The organism is Cupriavidus taiwanensis, assembly GCF_900249755.1.
GTDB lineage: Bacteria > Pseudomonadota > Gammaproteobacteria > Burkholderiales > Burkholderiaceae > Cupriavidus > Cupriavidus taiwanensis_D.
Window position 1 is genome coordinate 2,034,996 of sequence record NZ_LT976854.1, and the last position, 21,329, is coordinate 2,056,324.

Annotated in this window: 17 protein-coding genes; 10 read left to right on the forward strand and 7 right to left on the reverse strand. The window is 69.0% G+C overall.

Going from position 1 to position 21,329, the window contains the following annotated elements; translation table 11 throughout:
• Positions 1-4: 4 nt before the first annotated feature.
• From CBM2594_RS24730 to CBM2594_RS24740, 3 genes are all read right to left on the reverse strand, one after another.
• Positions 5-799, reverse strand: coding sequence for an enoyl-CoA hydratase/isomerase family protein (locus CBM2594_RS24730; protein WP_116359403.1), 795 nt, complete (start codon positions 797-799; stop codon positions 5-7).
• A gap of 49 nt (positions 800-848) precedes the next feature.
• Positions 849-1,844, reverse strand: a complete 996-nt coding sequence (locus tag CBM2594_RS24735) for a tripartite tricarboxylate transporter substrate binding protein (protein ID WP_116359404.1) — start codon at positions 1,842-1,844, stop codon at positions 849-851.
• A gap of 255 nt (positions 1,845-2,099) precedes the next feature.
• Entirely contained in the window at positions 2,100-3,308 is a 1,209-nt protein-coding gene (locus CBM2594_RS24740; RefSeq protein WP_232346742.1) for a tripartite tricarboxylate transporter substrate binding protein, read from the reverse strand.
• 94 nt (positions 3,309-3,402) lie between these two features.
• Between CBM2594_RS24740 and CBM2594_RS24745 the strand changes: the two genes are divergently transcribed.
• From CBM2594_RS24745 to CBM2594_RS24775, 7 genes are all read left to right on the forward strand, one after another.
• Positions 3,403-4,728 (forward strand): MmgE/PrpD family protein, encoded by a 1,326-nt coding sequence (locus CBM2594_RS24745; RefSeq protein WP_116359771.1) that lies wholly within the window; start codon positions 3,403-3,405, stop codon positions 4,726-4,728.
• A gap of 77 nt (positions 4,729-4,805) precedes the next feature.
• A complete protein-coding gene (gene gcvA, locus CBM2594_RS24750; protein ID WP_116359406.1) occupies positions 4,806-5,723 on the forward strand; it encodes a transcriptional regulator GcvA in 918 nt (305 codons plus the stop codon).
• A 139-nt stretch (positions 5,724-5,862) separates the two neighbouring features.
• Complete coding sequence (locus tag CBM2594_RS24755) at positions 5,863-7,020, forward strand: acyl-CoA dehydrogenase family protein (RefSeq protein ID WP_116359407.1); 1,158 nt, start codon at positions 5,863-5,865, stop codon at positions 7,018-7,020.
• A 68-nt stretch (positions 7,021-7,088) separates the two neighbouring features.
• Positions 7,089-9,188: an acetate--CoA ligase family protein gene (locus CBM2594_RS24760; RefSeq protein WP_116359408.1), complete on the forward strand. Its 2,100-nt coding sequence runs from the start codon at positions 7,089-7,091 to the stop codon at positions 9,186-9,188.
• Positions 9,185-10,066 carry an alpha/beta fold hydrolase gene (locus tag CBM2594_RS24765; RefSeq protein WP_198048206.1) on the forward strand — a complete coding sequence of 294 codons (882 nt, stop codon included), beginning with the start codon at positions 9,185-9,187 and terminating at the stop codon, positions 10,064-10,066. The genes CBM2594_RS24760 and CBM2594_RS24765 overlap by 4 nt, the downstream gene beginning before the upstream one ends.
• Positions 10,067-10,267: 201 nt before the next feature.
• Positions 10,268-10,957, forward strand: a complete 690-nt coding sequence (locus CBM2594_RS24770; RefSeq protein WP_116359410.1) for an ArsR/SmtB family transcription factor — start codon at positions 10,268-10,270, stop codon at positions 10,955-10,957.
• A gap of 26 nt (positions 10,958-10,983) precedes the next feature.
• On the forward strand, positions 10,984-11,490 hold the full coding sequence (locus CBM2594_RS24775; RefSeq protein ID WP_116359411.1) for a DUF6630 family protein: 507 nt from the start codon (positions 10,984-10,986) through the stop codon (positions 11,488-11,490).
• 45 nt (positions 11,491-11,535) lie between these two features.
• Here the strand turns inward: CBM2594_RS24775 and CBM2594_RS24780 are convergent, their stop codons facing one another.
• The 3 genes from CBM2594_RS24780 to CBM2594_RS24790 all read right to left on the reverse strand — a co-directional run bounded on the left by CBM2594_RS24780 (position 11,536) and on the right by CBM2594_RS24790 (position 15,427).
• Positions 11,536-12,468, reverse strand: a complete 933-nt coding sequence (locus CBM2594_RS24780; protein WP_116359412.1) for a LysR family transcriptional regulator — start codon at positions 12,466-12,468, stop codon at positions 11,536-11,538.
• Positions 12,469-12,575: 107 nt separating this feature from the next.
• Positions 12,576-13,661 (reverse strand): Zn-dependent alcohol dehydrogenase, encoded by a 1,086-nt coding sequence (locus CBM2594_RS24785; RefSeq protein ID WP_116359413.1) that lies wholly within the window; start codon positions 13,659-13,661, stop codon positions 12,576-12,578.
• An 89-nt stretch (positions 13,662-13,750) separates the two neighbouring features.
• The gene (locus CBM2594_RS24790; RefSeq protein WP_116359414.1) at positions 13,751-15,427 is read right to left on the reverse strand and encodes a phospholipase D family protein; all 1,677 of its coding nucleotides are present in this window, start codon (positions 15,425-15,427) and stop codon (positions 13,751-13,753) included.
• A gap of 436 nt (positions 15,428-15,863) precedes the next feature.
• On the opposite strand from CBM2594_RS24790, the gene CBM2594_RS24795 reads away from it, so the two are divergent.
• Both CBM2594_RS24795 and CBM2594_RS24800 read left to right on the forward strand, forming a co-directional pair.
• Complete coding sequence (locus CBM2594_RS24795; protein ID WP_116359415.1) at positions 15,864-17,396, forward strand: amino acid permease; 1,533 nt, start codon at positions 15,864-15,866, stop codon at positions 17,394-17,396.
• A gap of 69 nt (positions 17,397-17,465) precedes the next feature.
• A complete protein-coding gene (locus tag CBM2594_RS24800; protein WP_116359416.1) occupies positions 17,466-19,142 on the forward strand; it encodes an amidohydrolase in 1,677 nt (558 codons plus the stop codon).
• Positions 19,143-19,231: 89 nt separating this feature from the next.
• Here CBM2594_RS24800 and CBM2594_RS24805 read toward each other — a convergent pair whose 3' ends face one another.
• Positions 19,232-20,080, reverse strand: coding sequence for a hypothetical protein (locus CBM2594_RS24805; protein WP_198048207.1), 849 nt, complete (start codon positions 20,078-20,080; stop codon positions 19,232-19,234).
• A gap of 67 nt (positions 20,081-20,147) precedes the next feature.
• Between CBM2594_RS24805 and CBM2594_RS24810 the strand changes: the two genes are divergently transcribed.
• Positions 20,148-21,326: a CaiB/BaiF CoA transferase family protein gene (locus CBM2594_RS24810; protein ID WP_116359417.1), complete on the forward strand. Its 1,179-nt coding sequence runs from the start codon at positions 20,148-20,150 to the stop codon at positions 21,324-21,326.
• The last annotated feature ends 3 nt before the right edge of the window (positions 21,327-21,329 follow it).

Consider the following 21,329-nt stretch of genomic DNA (forward strand, 5'->3'; position numbering starts at 1 on the left):
GGTGTCAGGCCCGGGCCGCGGTCTTGTTCAGGAATGCCAGCACGGAGTCGCGATGCTCGCTGCTGGTGTAGCAGATGCCCTGCGCCTGGCTGCCCTGGGCGAAGACCTGGTCGGCGGGCAGTTCGAAGGACTGGTTCATGATGCTCTTGCCCAGGGCGATCGCAGTGGCAGAGCCCTGGCTCAGTTCTGCCGCCCACGCCAGCGCATCGTCGATCAGCGCTTCAGGCTGGCTCAGGCGATCGGCGATGCCGAGCGCCTTCGCTTCCTGCGCCTCGACCTTGCGGCCCGTGAAGACCAGCTCCTTGGCGGTCGACAGCCCCACCCGGCGCGGCAGGAAATACATGCCGCCACCGTCCGGGATCAGCCCGCGATGGATATAGGACCACGAGAACGACGCCGCTTCGGAAGCCAGCACAAAGTCACAGCACAGCGCGGTATCGGCACCCAGCCCGGCCGCGGCGCCGTTGACCGCGGCGATGGTGGGCTTGGGCATGGTGTGCAGCAGCTTGACGGTGTGATGGACGCGCTGCTGGCGGCTCCAGCCATTGAAGCCCACCTCGCCCTGCGGCGCTTCCATGCGGCGCTGCATGCCGGCCACGTCGCCGCCGGCGCAGAAACCCTTGCCGTTGCCGGTGAGCACCAGCGCGCGGATGGCCTGGTCTGCCGCCACGCGTTCCAGCGCGTGAATGAATTCCGAGCGCATGTCGTCGCTCATGGCATTGCGCTTGTCGGGGCGGTTGAAGGCGAGCAGCGCGATGCCAGCCTCGATCTTCAGTTCAATCAGGGAATAGTTGTCCATGGTCCTGTCCGGTTCCGTGTAGCTGATCTGTTTTTTGCGAGTGCCGCGCTCAGTCGGCCGTGATGTTGGCGTCTTTGATGACCTTGCTCCAGCGCTGTCTCTCGGCCTTGACGTAGCGGCCGAACTCGTCCGGGGTGCCACCGCCGATGGCCAGCCCTTCCTGCTCGGCGCGCTTGCGGAACGCTTCGGTGTGCACCGCCTTTTTCGCCGCCGCGTTCAGCCGCGTGATCACTGCTGGCGGCGTGCCGGCCGGCACGAACAGGCCATACCAGCTATCCGCCGCGTAGCCGGGCACACCGCTTTCCGCGATCGTCGGCACCTTGCTAAGCGCCGGCGCCTGCGAGCGCTGCGCGGTCGTGACCGCCACCGCGCGCAGCTTGCCGCTCTCCAGGTGCGGCGCGACCGCCGCCGCGGTGGCGAACATCACATCGACCTGCCCGCCGAGCAGGTCCGTGATCGCCGGGCCGGCGCCGCGATAAGGAATGTGGTTCATCTCGACCTTCGCCATCTTCTTGAACAACTCGCCGGCCAGGTGCGCCGAAGTGCCGGGCCCTTGCGAGGCATAGTTGAGCTTGCCCGGCTTCGCCGTGGCGGCTGCGATCAGGTCCTGCACGGTCTTGATGGCACTGTCCGGCTTCACCACCAGCACGTTGGGCGAGCGCCCCACCAGCATCACCGGCGCGAACGCCTTGTCCGTATCGAACGGCAGCTTCCTGTGCAGGCTGGGATTGACCGCATGCGCCATCGTCGCCATCACCAGCGTGTAGCCGTCGGGCGCGCTCTTGGCCACCGCATCGGTGCCGATGATGGTGCCGCCGCCGGGCTTGTTCTCGACGATGACGGGCTGGCCCAGGTCCTCGCCCATGGTGATGCCCATCGCACGCGCCACCAGGTCGGTGCCGCCGCCGGCGGCGAACGGGACCACCAGGCGGATGGGCTTGTCGGGGAAGGCTGCGAGCGCGGGCACGGGGGCTGCCGCGGCCATCAGGGTTGGGATGGCTGCGGTGGCAAGCCAGCGGAAGAGCCGGGTACGGTACGGATACATGCTTTGTCTCCTGGAACAAGTTCGAGACGCCGCGGGCGTTGGACTGCGTGCGCCGGGCGTGTTTCTTTGTTACAGGGAGCTTAGGCCTTGGCGGGCCGTTGCACAGCCCCACAATTCCACTGAATGGAATTCTTGGGCTGCAGCTCGAGCGGAAAGAAAAAGGCCCTGCAGAGCGCACAAACTCTGCAGGGCCAACCGTATCCCCGAAACCGGTATCGGCCGACCGGACACAATACGGCCGGCAGCCCCCTTTCTCTACAGCGCGATCTTCACGGTCTTGAACACCGCCCCCCAGCGCTCGACTTCCTGCCTCAGGTACTGCCTGAACTCCTCCCGCGAGCCGCCGACCACGATCGCGCCTTGCGACTCGAGCTTCTCGCGCATGTCCGGCGACGCCAGCGCCTTGTTCACTTCCGCATTGAGGCGGTCGAGAATCGGCTTGGGTGTGCCGGCCGGGGCCAGCAGCCCGTTCCAGGAGTCGGCTTCGAAGCCGGGCAGGCCCGCTTCATCCATGGTAGGAAGCTGCGGCATCTGCGGCAGGCGCTTCTTGGACGCGACCGCCAGCGCACGCGGGTTGCCGGACTTCAGCGCCGGCAGTGCCGACATCGAGGTCATGAAGACCATGTCGACGGTTCCGGCCATCAGGTCGGTCAGGGCCCCGGAGGCACCCTTGTAGGGGATATGGAGCATGTCGATACCCGCCTTCTGCTTGAGCAATTCGCCGGCCATGTGCTGCGACCCGCCCGCGCCGCTGGAGCCAAACGTCAGGCTGCCCGGACGCTGCTTTGCCAGGGCAATCAGTGACTTCAGGTCGCGCACCGGCAATCTGGTCGATACCGCCAGCACCGCCGGCGCGTTCATGACATTGGCGACCGGCTCGAAGCTCTTCTGAACATCGAACTTCAGTCCCTTGTACAGGTACTTGGTCATGGTGATCGGGGCCGCTGCCAGCAGCAGCGTATAGCCGTCCGGCGCGGCCGACGCGACATACTCCGAGGCAATGTTCGAGCCGGCGCCGACCTTGTTCTCCACGACCACGGGCTGGCCCATCGACGCCTGCAACTTGCTGGCCAGGAGCCGCGCCGTGAGGTCGGTCGGACCGCCGGCCTGGTAGCCGACGATGATGCGGATCGGCTCGGACGGGTAGGCACCGGCGGCCAAGGCTGCGGTCGGGGCCAGGGCCAGCGCCAGCAGGATGCCAGCCACTGCGCCTCTGGACGTGTGAAGGGGTTGCATATTGTTGTCTCCATTGTGATCGGGAATGCGGACGCCTTTGATGCGGACCGGGCGCTTTGCCGCTCGCTTCGTGCCGCATTGCGGCAGGCCCGTGCGGGCAGTCGGTTCCAGCGCAATAGTGGGCGATTGCGGCGCGCAGGAGAAATTCCGATTCCGTTGTGTGGAATGATAAAAACTCAACCCTGGAGAGAACACCATGCAAACGCCATGGCCCTTCCAAAAAGTCATGGCTCGTTCCGCAATTGGAAGTTCTCGTCCGGCCCCCCGTCGGCGACGATCAGGCTCCAGCCACGTTGCGCCCGTGCGCGCGCAGACCAACACCATGACGATCATCGAGACCTTTGCGGCCTACGCGGCCAATCCCGGCGCGGGGGTCGACGCCCCGGAAGTCATCCATCACGCCAAGCGTGCGGTGGTCGACTGGTACGCCGCGCTGATTCCTGGCGCGGTCGAGGCGCCGGCGACGCTGCTGGAACGGGCGCTCGCCGACGACCTCGACCGGGGCCGCGCGCGCCTGGCGCTGGGACGCAGTGCCAGCGCCAGGACGGCCGCGCTGATCAACGGCACCGCCGCGCACACGGTCGAGGTCGACGATATCTACAAGCACGCCATCTATCATCCCGGCGCGCCGACCATTGCCGCCGCACTCGCCGCGGGGCAGCAGCGCCAGGTCAGCGGCATGGACTTCTTGCGCGCCGTAATCGTCGGCTACGAGGTGTCGACCCGCATCGGCGCCGCCATGGGCCGCACCCATTACCGCTACTGGCACAACACCGGCACGGTCGGGACCTTTGGCGCGGCGGCGGCCGCGGCCGCCATCCTGAAGCTGGACGCCAGCCGGAGCGCGCATGCGCTGGCAACTTGCGCGACCTGCGCCGCGGGGCTGCAGCAGGCGTTCCGCATGGACTCGATGTCCAAGCCGCTGCATGCCGGCCGCGCCGCCGAAGGCGGGCTGCTGGCGGCACTGGCTGCCGACGCTGGGGTCACCGGCTCGCTGGACGTGATCGATGGCGACGCCGGCCTCGGGCGAGCCATGAGCGACGGCCCGGACTGGGCGGCCGCTGCCGCGACGCTGGGCCGCGAGTACCACATCACGCAGATGACCTTCAAGAACCACGCTTGCTGCGGCCACACCTTTGCCGCCATCGATGGTGCGCTGGCGCTGCAGCGCGAGCACCGATTCAGCGTGGACGAGATCGAGAGCGTGCGCGTGGCCACCTACGGACCGGCGCTGGAGGTCGCCGGCAACCGCAATCCGCGCACCGCCGCCGAAGCCCGCTTCAGCCTGCCCTATGCCATGGCAAGTGCGCTGATTCATGGCAGCGTGCGGCTCGCCGCGTTTACCCCGCAACGTCTTGCCGACCCCGCCATCCGAGCGTTGATGAGCGGTATCGAACTGCAGGTCGACCCCCGGCTCGATGCCGCGTTCCCCGGCCAGCGCGCGGCGCGTGTCACGGTGCGGACCCGCGATGGCCGGGAGCTGGAATACCTGCAGCCCAACCGTAAGGGCGATCCGGAGGAGCCGCTCAGCGACGCCGAGCTCAACGACAAGTTCCTCGAGCTCGCCGCGCCGGTACTGGGTGCGTCGGCGGCAACGGACCTGCTGCAGCGCCTGTGGCAGCTCGACTCCGCGATCTCGTTGCCGTAACAGGGTGCGGGTAATCCCGTCGCGCCCCGCGTTGCCTGGCCGATATAATCAACACCCACCTACAGGCATGCAAACCGATGGCGCGGCGTATCCCACCCATGAACCCGTTGCGGGTTTTCGAAGTCGTTGCCCGCACCCAGAACCTCACGCTGGCTGCGCAGGAACTGCATGTCTCGCAATCGGCGGTAAGCCGGCAGATTGCGGTCCTTGAAGGCTATCTTGGCGTGGAACTGTTCCGCCGCGAACGGCACGGCGTCACGCTGACGCGTGCCGGCCAGGCTTACGCCGAAGAGGTCGTGCCTGCGTTCGATGCCATCGCCAATGCCACCGCGCGACTGTTGCGCAGCACGTCGCAGGGCGCATTGCGGGTCCGCACCTACACCACCTTCGCCGCCAAGTGGCTGATCCCGCGGCTGCCAGATTTCCAGAAGCAGTATCCCAGCATCGAGGTCCGCATCGACAACGCCATCCCGGATGTGGATTTCGACCGCGACCCCGCCGATGTCGCGATTCAGTACGGCGACGGACGCTGGCCACGGGTCAGTGCCGAGCTGCTGTTCCATGACAAGATCGAGCCCGTCTGCACGCCGGCTTACCTGCGCGCGCACCGCGCGCCGCGGGGCAGGCTGGAGCCGCTGCTGCGCCACCGCCTGCTGGTGTCGCACTACCGGCGCACCGACTGGGACGACTGGCTTGCCTTTGCCGGCCTGGCCGACATCGCGCACGGCACCGAGCGCATGAGCTTCGGCAGTTCGGTGCTGACGTGGCAGGCCGCGCTGGACGGACTGGGCATTGCAATCGGGCAGACCGCGATGCTGAAGGCCGAGTTCGACGATGGCCGGCTGGTGCGACCGTTCGCGCTGCCGCTGACGCGCGACAAGGGCCATTACCTCGTGCGTCCCGCCGTGCAGCGCGAATCGCGCAAGGTGGCGGCGTTCCGCGAATGGTTGCTGGAGACGGTGGCGCGCGAGAGAGCCGAGGCCACCGAACCCTGAGCCACAGGTCGTCCAACCGGGCCGCGCGGCGCCGCTGGCATGAGTTTTTGTTCTGGCTGCGGGCCAAACGCGAAGTTCACAACGTTCCCGATATCACCGATCCTGACCCTGTCAACGATCCGAATCCAAGAGAACGAATATGAACTTTGAACTCAGCGAAGAACATCAGGCATTCGCCGAATCGGTGCGCCGCTTCGCGCAGGACCGGCTCGCCGCCGGGGCGCTGGAGCGCGCCCATTCCGCGCAGTACCCGTGGGAAGTGGCGCGCATGCTGGCCGAGCAAGGCCTGCTCGGCATCGCCTTTGCCGAAGCAGACGGCGGCCAGGGCGGCACGCTGATGCACGCGGTGATCGCGATCCAGGAGATCGCACTGGTCTGCCCGAAGAGCGCCGACATCGTGCAGGCGGGCAATTTCGGCCCCATCCGCACCTTTGTCGAATACGCCAGCGCCGAACAGAAGGCACGCTTCCTGCCGGACCTGCTGGCCGGCAGGAAGCTGATTGCGCTGGGCATGACGGAGCCGGATGCCGGCTCCGCCGTGACCGAGTTGAAGACTTCCGCGCGCCGCGACGGCGAGCACTATGTGATCAACGGCAGCAAGATTTTCTCGACCCACAGCCCGGAGGCCGAGCTGTTCCTGGTCTATGTGCGCTTCGGCCCGGGCGTGGGCGGCATCGGATCAGTGCTGGTGGAGCGCGGCACGCCGGGCTTCGAGGTCGGCGAGCCGTCGAAGTTCATGAGCGGCGAGGAATGGTGCCAGCTTTACTTCGAGGACTGCCGCATCCCCGCCGGCAACCTGCTGCTCGGCGAGGGCGGCTTCAAGCGCCAGATTTCCGGCTTCAACGTCGAGCGCCTGGGCAATTCGTCGCGCTCGCTGGCGCTCGGCCGCCATTGCTTCAACGTGGCGCGCGAGCACGCACGCATCCGCAAGCAGTTCGGGCGCGACCTGTGCGAATTCCAGGGCGTACAGTGGAAATTCGCGGAGATGGCGCTCAAGCTGGAATCGGCGCAGTTGCTGCTGTATCGCGCCGCGATGGAAGGCGAGCACGGCTTGCCCTCGGCCCACAGCACCGCCATGGCCAAATTGGCCTGCAACCAGGCTGGCTGGGACGTTGCCAACGAGGCGCTGCAGATCATGGGCGGCATGGGCTACAGCCAGGAATCGATCGTGGAATACTGCCTGCGCCGGATCCGCGGCTGGATGATTGCCGGGGGCTCGATCGAGATGCTGAAGAACCGCATCGCGGAAGGCGTCTTCGAGCGCACGTTCCCGCAGCGCGGGCCCAAGGCAGGCTGACCGGCGCTTTCGCCCCGGGCGGTTAGCGGATATACAAAGACAAGACAGGCAGGCATCAAAGGCAATCCATGAACACCAGAAACACCGCTCCCTTCCACGTGGACCCCGCACTGGCCCAGGCGCTGCTGGCCCCGCGCAGCGTGGCGCTGTTCGGCGCCTCGGACGACGCGGCCAAGACCGCCGGGCGGCCGCTGAAGTTCCTGCGTGCGGCGGGATACGCGGGCAACATCTACCCGATCAACCCCAACCGCAGCACGGTGCAGGGCGAAGCGGCGTATGCGAGCCTGGCCGCATTGCCCGAAGTCCCCGAGCATGTGTTTATCCTGACGCCGACCGACACGGTGCCGGATGCGGTGCGCGAATGCTCCCGGCTCGGCGTGAAGGTGGTCACCATTTTGGCGAGCGGCTTCTCGGAAGCCGGCGCCGAAGGCGCGGCGCGCGAAGCCGCGTTGCGCGCGCTGTGCGAGCACGGCGAGACTCGCGTGCTTGGCCCCAGCAGCCTTGGCGTGGTCAACCCGCGCGCTGGCCTGGTGCTGACCGCCAACGCGGCCTTCGCCGAGCCGGAACTGCCGCAGGGCCGCGTGTTCGTGGCCTCGCACAGCGGCAGCATGCTCGGCGCCCTGGTATCGCGCGGCAAGGCGCGCGGCGTCGGCTTTGCCGGGCTGGTGTCGGTGGGCAGCGAATCGGACCTGTGCGTGGGCGAGATCTGCATGGCCACGCTGGACGATCCCGCCATCGACGGCTACCTGCTGTTCCTGGAGAGCCTGCGCCACGGCGACAATCTGCGCGCCTTCGCGCTGGAGGCGGCAAGGCGGGGCAAGCCTGTAATTGCCTACAAGCTCGGGCGTTCGGCCGCCGCGGCCGAGATGGCAGCCACCCATACCGGCGCGCTGGCCGGCGAGGACGATATCGCCGATGCCTTTCTCAAGGATCTCGGCATTGCCCGCGTCGGCGTGCTCGAAGCGCTTCTCGAGGCCTTCCCGCTCGCCAGGCGCATCCCGCTGCACGGCGCCGGTGCGCCGCTGCGCCGCGTGGGCGTGGTGACCACCACGGGCGGCGGCGCGGCGATGGTGGTGGACCAGCTCGGCATCCGCGACGTGGTGGTGGAGCCGGCCTCAGCGGCCACGCTGGAGAAGCTGGCGGCAGCGGGCATCGCCGTGTCGGCGGGCCGCGTGCTCGACCTGACCCTGGCCGGCACCAACTACAACGTGATGAAGGGCGCGCTCGACATCATGTTCGAGGCGCCGGAATTCGATATCGTGCTGGCGGTGGTCGGTTCGTCCGCACGCTTCCAGCCGCAGCTTGCGGTCAAGCCCATCATCGACAGCGCGGACCGGACCAAGCCGCTGGCGGCGATGCTGGTGCCCGACGCGCCCGAAGCACTCGCCGCGCTGACCGCGGCAGAGGTGCCTTGCTTCCGCTCGCCCGAGGCCTGCGCGGACGCCATCGCCGCGCTGCTGGCGCGCAGGACACCCGGCGCGCAGCCGACAGTGCGGGGCGCGAGCGCTGCGCGCGCCGCTGCGCTGAGCGAAGCGCAGGCGTATGCAATCCTCGGCGAACTGGGCGTGCCGCACGCCCCCGCCGTGACCATGCCCCTCGCTGGCCCCGCAGACAAACTACCCTTTGCCTTCCCGGTGGTGGCGAAGGTCTGCTCCGCGCAGATCCCGCACAAGACCGAGGTCGGCGGCGTGGTGCTGGGCATCCAGGACCACGCCGGCCTGGACGCCGCGCTGGCCACGCTGCGGCAGAACCTGGCCGAGCGCGCGCCCGGCACGCCGTGCGACGAAGTGCTGGTGCAGCCCATGACCCGCGGGCTGGCTGAAGTCCTGGTGGGCTATCGCGTCGACCCCGAAGCCGGCCCCGTGATCATGCTTGCCGCCGGTGGCATCTGGGCCGAAGTCGCGCGTGACCGCAGCATCCGGCTCGCCCCGGTCAGCGTCGAGGTCGCACGCGAGATGATCGCCGAAGTGAAGGCGCTGCAAACCGTAGCGGGCCTGCGCGGCAGGCAGCGCGGCGACCTCGATGCGCTCGCGCAGGCCGTCAGCGCGCTGTCGCAGCTCGCATGCAAGCCGCAGTTGCGCATTGCCGAGGCGGAGGTAAATCCCATGATGGTCCTGCCCGAAGGCCAGGGTGTGCTCGCTGTCGATGCGCTGGTGCTCAGAGCATGACCACGCGCGCAGCCGATCTCCATGCCGCGGATGATGCAGGTTTACTGGCCCGGCTCGAGCGCATGGGCGTTCGCCACGACGTGGCGCACCTCGGGCGCAACGTGGTATGGCGCCGCTTTGGCGAAGGTCCGCCGCTGGTGCTGCTTCATGGCGGCCACGGCAACTGGATGCACTGGGTGCGCAATATCGAGGCGCTGGCCGCGCGGCATACGCTGTGGCTGGCGGACATGCCGGGCTTCGGCGACTCCGATGCGCTGGCCGGCGACGACCATGCCCCCGACCGGCTCGAGCGCCTGGTGCAGGCCCTGATTGCCACGCTCGACCACCTCGTCGGCGAAAACAGCGAGATTGCCATCGCCGGCTTCTCCTTCGGGGCGCTGGTCGCCGCGCACATTGCGGCGCGACGGCCCCGGGTCACGCGGCTTGCCCTGCTGGGCCCGGCGGGCCATGGCGGCGCGCGGCGCCAAGGCCAGCCCATGCAGGACTGGCGCATCGATGACGAGCACGAAATGCGGCGCCGGTTGCGCCACAACCTGCTGGCACTGATGCTGCACGACGAGAAACTCGCCGACGGACTCGCCATGGCCGTCCATGAGCAGGCATGCAAGGCAACCCGTTTCCGCAGCCGCACGATCTCGCGCCAGGCAAGCCTCGGCAACTTGCTAGCGGCATACCGCCGGCCGACCTTGCTGATGTGGGGCGAGCATGACGTCACCGCCGTGCCGGTGGAGGCCGCCCAGCAGCTGGCCTCCAGCGCAAGCCACCGGGACTGGTGCGTAATCCCGGCGGCCGGGCATTGGGTGCAATTCGAGCGCTGGCAGGAAGTCAATCCGATGCTGCTGCGCTGGTTCTCCGACGCTTCTGCCAGCACGGCTTAGCCAGGCTTGATGCCGAGCGCTTCATAATCTCTGACCAGGTCTTCTCTTCGCGGCCGATCGGCGCGGCAAGCCGCCCGAAGTCGTTATCGCGTGGGCCTTTTCTCGTAAGCGCTTCATTCGAATGCAACCACTCGATTGCTTTGCGCTTCGCCGCTGCCCGGTCCTATACTCCGCATCAAACCCTCCACCCCACCCCAAACCATGGATTACACCCCCGGCATCAGCCACCTCGCCAGCCTGCTCGCCGACCCCGGCCGCGCCGCCATGCTATGGGCGCTGATGGACGGCAGCGCCCGCCCCGCGGGCGAGCTGGCACTGATCGCGGGCCTGTCGGCGTCTTCCACCAGCGGGCACCTGGCGCGGCTGTCCGAAGGCGGGCTGCTGGTGGCGGAGACGCGTGGGCGCAACCGCTATTACCGGCTGGCGGCGCCGGAGATCGGCGTGGCGATCGAGGCGCTGGCGTCGGCGTCGCTGGCGAGCCAGCCGCCGCGGCTGCGCGCGGTGCCGGTGTCGCGCACGGCGCCGCCGGCGCTGCGGCAGGCGCGCACCTGCTATGACCATCTGGCGGGGGAGCTGGCGGTGGGCCTGTTCGAGCGCATGACGCAGTCGCGCTGGCTGATGCTGGACGGGCAGCGCCTGGAGCTCAGCGGTGACGGCGCGCAGGCGCTGGCGAGGCTGGGCGTGGATGTGGATGCGGCGCGCCGCAAGCGGCGGCAGTTTGCCTGCACCTGCCCGGACTGGAGCGAGCGCAAGCCGCACCTGGGCGGCGCGCTGGGCGCGGCGCTGCTGGGCAGCCTGCTGGCGCGCGGCTGGGTCGAGCCGACGCGCACTTCGCGCGCGCTGCGCGTGACACCGGCGGGCCAACGCGAGATCATCCGCATCGCGGCCTAGCGCGCCGCGGCAACCGGAGAAAAAAGATGGCCACACCGCTGGACGACGACACGCAGGACGCGATCGCGCGTTTCTTCGCCCTGATCAACCTTGACGACAGCGCCCAGACTTCGGCGCAGCTGGCGATGTTCGAGGATGCCCTGCTCGATGCCGAGGACGACGACACCGAAGGGCCGGAACTGCTGTGGGTGGTCCGCGAGGTGATCGACTGGCAGTCCGGCTTCTTCGTCGACTGGAAGGATGCGCAGTCCTTTATCGGCTGCCTGAACCAGCTGTGCGAACGCATGGACCTGGAGCTGGACTGGGGTACCGACGACCCCGAGGACGAGGCCTTCCTGGAGAGCACCAGCGTGCCGGAGCTGATGGAGCTGGCGCACAACCAGCTGCGCGTGGCCGGCTATACGCTGTGGAACTGGGATACCGGCGGCGACGCCTACGCCGGCTGGATCACGCGCAGCGAGGACGACGAGGAGATGCTGGACCTGGCCGAGATCCTGCGCTTCGACGTGCGGCCGGCGGATCAGCCTTTTTGATCGCGACGCCGGGGCCTTGCACGGCGTGCGCGGGATGGGCAGCGGCTATGCGCTCTCGCGCCGCTTGCCGGCCGGGCGCCGCGTCTCGGGCACGCCCAGGGTCTGCTCCAGCATGTCCAGCAGCACCCGCACGCTGGCCGGCATCAGCTTGCGCGCCGGCATCAGGACATAGACCTTCAGCGGCGACGAGGCATAGGCCGGCAGCACGCGCACCAGCTGCCCCTGCGCCACCGCGTCCTGCACGAAGCGCGGCGACAGCCGCGTCACGCCCAGCCCGTCGAGCGCAGCCTTGAGCCGCAGCTCGGCGTTGTGGGTGCTGATGCGAGGCGCCACCTCCAGGCGCGCGATCTCGACGCCGTCGCGCAGGAACTCCCAGTGCCGGTCGTCGGCGTTGCCCAGCGTGGGCCAGCCCTGCAGGTCCTGCGGCGTGCGCGGCAGGCCGCGCGCCTTGATCAGCGCGGGCGCGGCGTAGAAGGCGCGCTCGACCAGCACCACCCGCTTGCTGGCGAACGAGGTGTCGTGCAGCGCGGTGTCGGTCATCACGAAGGCCAGGTCATAGCCGTGGCGCACCAGGTCGGGCTGGTCCCAGCTGACGTCGACCTGCACGCGCAGCCCGGGGTGGGCGCGCAGCACGCGCGTCAGGCTTTCCGACAGGTGCTGCGAGCCGACTTCATACGGGGTGGAGATGCGCAGCAGGCCGCTGACTTCGGCGCTGTCCGAGGCGGCCTCGGCGCTGATTTCATGCAGCTCGGCAAACAGCGGCGCCACGCGCTCGTACAGCCGCTGGCCGCGCTCGGTCACGCGCACGCGGCGCGTGGTGCGTTCGAACAGCCGCACGCCGAGCTGGCTCTCTAGCCGCGCCACCGCGGCGCTGGCGGAAGACTTGGGCACCTCGGCCAGCTCTGCCCCCTGGGTAAAGCCGCCGCCTTCCACCACGCGGCAGAAAATCTCCCAGTCTTTCCATTCGATGGTCTTCATGCGGCGCCTCGTGATTGCGGTGCGCCGCGATTGTCCCACAGGGCCGGCGAAGGTGCAGCGGCCCCTGCACCGGCCCTCCACCGCCCCCCGCCGGCCTGGCGATGCGCCTAGTCGAACAGGATCACCGAGCGCGCCAGTTCGCCGCGGCGCAGTTCGTCGAAGGCGTCGTTGATGCGCTCGAGCGGCAGCCGCTGCGCGATCAGCTCGTCCAGGTGCAGGCGGCCGGCCATGTAGAAATCGACCATGCGCGGCATGTCCACGGGGAAGCGGTTGGAGCCCATCAGCGAGCCCTGGATGCGCTTCTCGCCGAGGAAATCGCTGCCCTTGAGCTCGATCTTGACGCCCGGCGCGATCATGCCGATGACCGTGGCGGTGCCGCCGCGGCGCAGCATGGCAAAGGCCTGCTCGGTGGTCTGCTTCAGGCCGATGGCTTCGAAGGCATGGTGCACGCCGCTGCCGGTGAGGGCGCGCACGGCGTCCACCACGTTGTCTTCGCTGGCATCGATCACGTCGGTGGCGCCGAACTTGCGCGCCAGTTCCAGCTTGCCGGGCACGCGGTCGATGGCGATGATGCGGCCGGCGCCGGCAATGGCGGCGCTGTTGACCGTGGCCAGGCCGATGCCGCCGCAGCCGATCACGGCGACGGTCTCGCCCGGCTGCACCTTCGCGGTATGGATCACGGCCCCCATGCCGGTGGTCACCGCGCAGCCGATCAGCGCGGCGCGGTCCAGCGGCATGTCGCGCCGGATCGCCACCAGCGCGTGTTCGTGGATCAGCATCTGCTCGGCGAACGCCGACAGGTTCAGGAACTGGTGCATGGCCTTGCCCTGCGGCGCCAGCAGGCGCGGCTCCTGGTCTTCGCGGCGGCGCGTATCGGGCTCGGTGCACAGCGACAGGTGGCCGGTCAGGCAATGCTCGCAGTGGCCGCAGTAGGCCGACAGGCAGGTGATCACGTGGTCGCCGGGCTTGACCGTGCGGACTTCCGAGCCGACCTGCTCGACCACGCCGGCGGCCTCGTGGCCCGGGATGGTGGGGACCGGGTGCGGATAGGCGCCGTCGACGAAGTGCAGGTCCGAGTGGCACACGCCGACGGCGGCGGTGCGCACCAGCACTTCGCGCGGTCCGGGCTTGCCGATGGCCACGTCTTCGATCACCAGCGGCGTCTTGGGTTGATGCAGCACTGCAGCTTTCATGGGTGTCCTCTGGAGGGGAGCTACGGTGCCGCAAAAAATACCCCCAAACCGCGGTTCAGGAAAGCCGCCTGGCGCGCACCGGGTCCGTTTTAAAGCTCTTCCTTGATCGGCAGCACACGCAACACGCCAATCCCCAGATGCTGCAGCGGGCCCATGCCGGGCTCGCTGTCGTAGACCACCAGCTTGCCCTTCTCGCGCGTGGTCCAGGTCAGGCGCGGGTTGCCGCCGTCGCCATCGGTCTGCAGGCCGACGCGGTAGGCCATGTCGAGCAGGCCGTCCTCGGTGGACCGGGTCATGCGCTCGGCCAGCGCCGGGCTGTCGAGCACCACGCCCATCTCGGTATTCAGCCTGGCCGAACGCGGGTCCATGTTGAGCGAGCCGATAAACACCAGGCGCCGGTCCACGATGTAGTTCTTGGCGTGCAGGCTGGCGCGGCTGGACGACAGCCAGGCGCGCGAGCGCGAGCCGCGCGCGGCCTTGCCGCGGTTGGCCAGCTCGGCATAGGCGCTGGGCTTGAGCTCGTACAGCTCGACGCCGGCGGCCACCAGCGCCTTGCGGTGCGGCGCGTAGCCCGCGTGCACCGGGCTGACGTCGGTGGCGGCAAACGAGTTGGTCAGGATGCGCACGCGGATGCCGCGCCGCGCCAGCGCGATCAGCCACGCTTCGCCGTCGTCGTCGGGGACGAAGTAGGGCGAGATCAGCAGCACCTCCTTCTGCGCGGCGCTGATCATCTTCTCCAGCCGGGCGGTGGCGTGGCCGGGGTCGTCGTGGGTCTGGTGGGTGATCTTGGCGGCCTTGTCGGACACCACCACGGCCTTGCCGTAGTAGCCGGGCATATGGCCGCTCTCGATTCCCTTGGCCAGGCCGGAATCCAGCAGCTCCTGCACGTAGGGGCTGGCCACCGCCTGGTCGCCGCGCGCCTCCAGCCGCTTGCGCAGGCTGCGCATCTCCACCGGCGTCTCCTTGCCTGCGGGGATCAGTGCCACCACGGGATAGGACGAGGCGTCGTTCCAGTATTCGTCGAACACGGCGGACACCTGCGGCACGGCCGGCCCGGCCACCAGCACGTCGAGGTCGCTGAAGTCCATGTCGGTGCGCGCCGAGAAATACGCGTCGCCGACATTGCGCCCGCCCAGCAGCGTGATCTGGTTGTCCACCGTCATCGTCTTGTTGTGCATGCGCCGGTCCAGGCGGTTGAAGCTGACGAGCATTTCGAGCCAGCGCACGCTGCGGTTGGCGAACGGGTTGAACAGCCGCACTTCGATATTGGGATGCGAGTCGATCGCGGACAGGACCTTGTCCAGCCCGCCGGTATGCAGGTCGTCGAGCAGCATGCGCACGCGCACGCCGCGGTCGGCCGCGTCGAGGATGTCGCCCAGCACCGCTGCGCCGGTGCCGGTCGGCTCGAAGATATAGGTCTGCAGGTCCAGGCTGCGCTGCGCCGCGCGCGCCATCGCCAGCCGCGCGGCGAGCGCGTCGGGGCCGGACTGCAGCGGGTAGAACAGCGACTCGCCCGGGCGCTTGGCCAGGCGCGGCGCGAGCACCTTGCCCAGGGGCGTGTCGCTGGTATTGGCCGGCGCGGTCGACGGGGTGCGCCCGGCCTGCGCCGGCAGGCTGGCGCAGCCGCCCAGCACCGCGGTGCCGATCAGGCCGGCCAGCACGATCGCCGCCAGCCGGCCCGCGCGGCGGCACCATCGAGTGCCGGCACGCCCCGCGGTCAACGCGCGCCGGGCAGCGGGCGGAACATCGCTGTGCGTCTGGAACATCCGTCAGTCTCCCTGCACCGGTGAATAAAGGAACGGGGATGGGCCGGTTCCTCACACCGGCCGGCGTGCGGTGCCTGCTACTTCGCAAGATATACCGCGCGCGCCGGCATCGGCAGCGGTGCCATTCCTGTCCGCGCCGGGAGTTTGTCCTACACCGCAACAGGTCCGGCGGGCGGGCCGGCCTCCGGCGGCGCGTGCGGCACTTCGCGCGGGTGGCCGGGCAAGGCAAGCTGGGCAGCGGCTTTCCCTGCACAGCGATTTCTCTTATGATGCCGCCCAATATACCGGCCGGTAGCACCGGGAGGAGGCCCCTGCGGCATGTGTCGCCGCCCGTGCGGCTGGCGCCTGGCGCAGCTTGCGGCCGCCCGGCGATGCCGGCATAGTTGCGCGCCTTCGCGCCCTGCATGGGCAGGGCGCGCGCCCTGACCGGATCCCGATGCCGACCCAACCTTCCCAGCCTTCCTCGCCCGGCGCACCTGCGCCCACGCTGCGCCGCACCCTGCGCGCACGCCATCTCACCATGATCGCCATCGGCGGCTCCATCGGCACGGGACTGTTCGTTGCCTCTGGCGCCACCATTGCGCAGGCCGGGCCCGGCGGCGCGCTGGCCGCCTACATCCTGATCGGCGCGATGGTGTATTTCCTGATGACCAGCCTGGGCGAGCTGGCGGCCTACATGCCGGTGTCGGGCTCGTTCGCCACCTATGGCGCGCGCTATGTCGACGAGGGCTTCGGCTTCGCGCTGGGCTGGAACTACTGGTACAACTGGGCGGTGACGATCGCGGTGGAACTGGCCGCGGCCCAGCTGGTGATGCAGTACTGGTTCCCGGACACGCCCGGGGTGCTGTGGAGCGCGCTGTTCCTGGGCCTGATGTTCGCGCTCAACGCGATCTCGGTGCGCGGCTTCGGCGAGGCCGAATACTGGTGCGCGCTGGTCAAGGTGGTGACGGTGATCGCCTTTATCGGCATCGGCACGCTGATGATCTTCGGCATCCTGCGCGGCGACATGTCGGGCAGCCACGGGCTCGCCAACCTGACCACCGGCGATGCGCCCTTCGTCGGCGGGCTGCCGGCGCTGATCGGCGTGGCCATGATTGCCGGCTTCTCGTTCCAGGGCACGGAACTGATCGGCGTGGCCGCCGGCGAATCGGCCGACCCGGCCAAGAACATCCCGCGCGCGGTGCGCCAGGTGTTCTGGCGCATCCTGCTGTTCTATGTGCTGGCGATCCTGATCATCGGCATCCTGATCCCCTACACCGACCCCAGCCTGCTCAAGAGCGACGTGCAGACCGTCGGCGTGAGCCCGTTCACGCTGGTGTTCCGCCATGCGGGGCTGGCCTTTGCCGCCGGCGTGATGAACGCGGTGATCCTGACCGCCGTGCTGTCGGCGGGCAACTCCGGCATGTATGCGTCGACCCGCATGCTGTACAACCTGGCCACCGAGGGCCGCGCCCCGCGCGTGTTCGCGCGGCTGACGCGCAACGGCGTGCCGCTGGCGGCGCTGCTGGCCACCACCGCGGTCGGTGCGCTGTGCTTTTTGACCTCGCTGTTCGAAAGCAAGTCGGTGTACCTGTGGCTGCTGAACCTGTCGGGAATGACCGGCTTCATTGCGTGGCTGGGCATCGCCGTCAGCCATTACCGCTTCCGCAAGGGCTTCGTCGCGCAGGGGCTTGACCTGGACCGCCTGCCCTACCGCTCGCCGTTCTTTCCCTACGGGCCGATCTTCGCCTTCGCGCTGTGCCTGGTGGTGACGCTGGGCCAGAACTACCAGGCCTTTACCAGCGGCAAGATCGACTGGGTCAGCGTGGCCGCCACCTACATCGGCATCCCGATCTTCCTGCTGATCTGGCTGGGCTACCGCATCGCGCGCAAGACGCGCTTCGTGCCCTATGCCGAGATGAAATTCCCCGCGCTGCCGGCCCGCGATGCCGCCGCGACGCGCGCCGCCGTGCCGGCGGCCGGTGAATAGGCGCCGTTCCCGGGCGCCTGGCAATTTGCAGCAACCAAGCAAGACAGCACAACAACAAGGAGCATCGCTTTGAAACAAGCAATCCGCATGAGCCTGCTGGCGTTCGGCGCCGGCATGGCCCTGGGCCTGCCCGCGCACGCCGCGCCCACGCTGGTGGAATCGGTGCAGGGCTATACCCTGAAGCAGGACCAGGTCACCCGTTTCACCGGGCTGGTATTCGACCAGGGCAAGGTACTGGCCACCGGCGACGCCGCCGCGCTGCGCGCGCAGTATCCCGGCGCGCAACGAATCGACGGCCACGGCAAGACCCTGCTGCCGGGCCTGATCGACGCCCACGGCCATGTGTTCCGCCTGGGCTTCAAGACCACCGAGATCTCGCTGTCCGGCACGCGCACGCTGGCCGAGGCGCAGGGCATGATCCGCGCCTATGGCGACAAGAACCCGCAGCGCAAGTGGCTGCTGGGCTATGGCTGGAACCAGGTGAACTGGAAGCTGGGCCGCTTCCCGACCGCGGCCGAGCTCGATGCCGCGGTATCGGACCGGCCGGTGCGGCTGGTGCGCGTCGACGGCCACGCCGCGTGGCTCAACACCAAGGCGCTGCAGGCCGCCGGCATCACGCGCGACACCAAAGACCCGGCCGGCGGGCGCATCGAGCGCGATGCCAGCGGCAATCCCACCGGCGTGCTGGTCGACAAGGCCATGGCGCTGGTCAACAACGTGATCCCGCCGTACAGCGACGACGACCGCCGCGCCGCGCTGGCCGCCGCGCTGAAGCATATGAACGCGCTCGGCCTGACCGCCGCGGGCGACGCCGGCGTGACCGTTGCCGAAGACCGCATCTATCGCGAGTTCGCCGACCAGGGCAAGCTGACCACGCGCATCTACGGCATGATCCGCGACACCGGCGACGACTTCAAGGCGCTGTCGGCCAAGGGCCCGCTGTCGGGCTACGGCAATGACCGCTACTACCTGCGCGCGGTCAAGCTGTATGGCGACGGCGCGCTCGGCAGCCGCGGCGCGGCGCTGATGGCCCCGTACTCGGACGACCACGTACACAGCGGCCTGCTGTTCATGAGCGATGCCGCGATGCAGGCCGCGGTCAAGACCGCGATCAAGGCCGGCTACCAGGTAAACATCCACGCCATCGGTGACGCCACCAACCACCAGGTGCTCGACGCGATGGAAGCGGCGTACAAGGACGTGGGCGGGCGCGAACTGCGCAACCGCGTCGAGCACGCACAGGTGATCGCGCTGCCGGACATCCCGCGCTTCAAGACGCTGGACCTGATCGCGTCGATGCAGCCCACGCATGCGACCAGCGACATGAACATGGCCGAAGACCGCGTCGGCAAGGACCGCATCAAGGGCGCCTATGCCTGGCAGACGCTGCTCAGGCAAGGCACCGTGATCGCCGGCGGCTCGGACTTTCCGGTGGAATCGGCCAATCCGTTCTACGGCCTGCACGCGGCGGTGACCCGCACCGACCATGAAGGCCGCCCCATCAAGGGCTGGCATCCGGAAGAAGCCATGACGCTGGCGCAGGCCTTCCGCGCCTTCACGCTGGACGCGGCCTACGCCGAGCACCAGGAGAAGACGCTGGGCTCGCTCGAGCCGGGCAAGTGGGCGGACTTTATCCTGGTCGACCAGGACCTGTTCAAGGTCAAGCCTGCCGATATCTGGAAGACGCAGGTGCTGGAGACCTGGGTGGCCGGAGAGCGCGTGTACGCGAAGGACGGCAAGCAGTAAGCAAGCGGCATCAATGACAAGCGCGGCACCGGTACCGGTGCCGCGCTTTTTTTTGCGCCGTCGCCGCGCCGGGGCCTCGCTTACCGCGGTCAGCCCGCGTCAGCCCCCGCGGCCTGCGCCAGGAACCGGCGCCACACCGCGCGGCCGAGCGTGTCGAACCGGTCCATCGCCGCGATCAGCGTCTGCAGCGCGTCGATGCGGCACAACTCGTCGGGCAGCAGCGGGTCATGCACGATGCGCCGCACCGCCTCGCGCCCGGCCTGCAGCGTCAGCGCCGCCGCCGCGGCATCGGGCAGCTTTGCCACCGCCGCCGTGTAGCGCTCCAGCGCCGCCGCCATCGCCAGGTGCTCGCGGGTCATTCGCGCGGCCTGCCACAGCCGACGGAAGCGCTGGTCGCGTGCGGCGTCGAGATCGCGCGCGCTGGCCACCAGCAGCGTGGGCGCATGGCGCAGTTCGGCCAGCCGCGCGCGCGCCTGTTCGGCGCCGCCGCGCAGGTTGTCGGGGCGCACGAACAGGTTCGGCTCGGCTTCCTTGAACCCATCGAAGTCCAGCGCCTGCAGCGTGCGCCGCCAGGCGGCGCGGTCGGCGCGCTCGCGTGCGCTGGCGATGGCCAGCAGCCACGCGCCGCGCCAGGGCTCGCGGCGCTCGGGCACGCTGCGCCACGTCACCAGGCGCTGCTGCAGCGCCACGCTGTCCGGGCCCAGCACGTAGGCGCCGCGCCCGACTTGCTGCAGGCGCCCGTCGGCCTTCAGCCGCGCCATGGCGGTGCGCATGCCGGTGGCCTCGATGCCGAACGCGGTGCCCGCCAGCGACAGTTCCGCGGCCGTGTAGACCCGGCCGGGATCTGTCGACACCAGGTCGAGAATCAGCGTGCCCGCGCTGACGGGCGGCAGTTCGCTGCCGAGCGCGGCAGAGACCGCGGCAGACTTTGGTGTCAAATTCAATGTTGCAGTTTTTTGCATCGTTTCCTATAGTTTGCCACATCGCCATCACCGGACAAGCCCCATGCGCCCCCTGGACGGTCTTACCATCATCGATCTTACAAGCGTTGTCGCCGGGCCTTTCGCGACCCAGCTGCTGGCCCAGCAAGGCGCGCGCGTGATCAAGGTCGAGCCGCCCGAGGGCGACCGCGCGCGCATGCTCGGTGTCATCGGCGCGCCGCAGTTCAGCTCCGCGCATGCGTTCCTGAACAGCGGCAAGGAATCCGTGGGGCTGGACCTGGGCAAGGACGGCGGCGTCGCCATGCTCAGGCAGCTGGCCGGCAGCGCCGACGCGCTGGTCCACAACTTCCGCCCGGGCGTGATGGACCGGCTCGGGCTGGGCGTGGCGGTGCTGCATGCGCTCAACCCGCGCCTGGTGATCGCCCGCATCAGCGGCTTCGGCCAGGACGGTCCCTGCCGCGGCGAGCGCGCCTACGACCCCATCCTGCAGGCCGAGTCCGGCATGGCGATGCGCGACGACAACGGCGTGCCGCACCTGCTGCCGCAGTACATCTGCGACAAGATCGCCGGGCTGTATGCCGCGCAGGCGGTCAGCGCCGCGCTGTTCGAACGCGCGCGCAGCGGGCACGGCAGCGTGGTCGACCTGTCGATGCTCGAGGCCGCCGTCGCCTTTGGCTGGGTCGACGTGCATGCGCGCGAGACCTTCCAGGTCACGCCGCCGCCATCGATGCTAGCCACCGTCTACCGCCCGTGGGCAACCCGCGACGGCTGGGTGGTGATCGTGATGCTGTCGCAGGCCGAGTTCGAAGGCTGGGCCCATGCGCTCGCGCTGCCGGCCTTGCTGGACGACCCGCGCTTCTGCGACATGCCAACGCGCTTTCGCCACTGGGACGCGCTGCGCGAACTCGGCGGCGAGGCCTTGGCCGCGTTGTCCACGGACGAGGCCGTGGCACGGCTGCAGGCGGCCGGGGTGCCGTGCGGCATCGCCCGCACCTCGGCGCAGCTGCGCAGCCATGCGCAGCTTGCCGCCGACCAGTTCCTGGCCACGCACCACCATGCCAGCACCGGGCCCACGACGCTGCCGTTGCCGGTGGCCCGCTTCAACCACACGCGGCGGCCGCCGCCTGGCCCGGCCCCCGCGCTGGGCGAGCACACCCGTACCGTACTGACGCATTTCGGCTTTACCCAACCACAGATCGATGCCGCTTTCGCCAACGGCACGGCACACACCATCCCGAGGTAGACG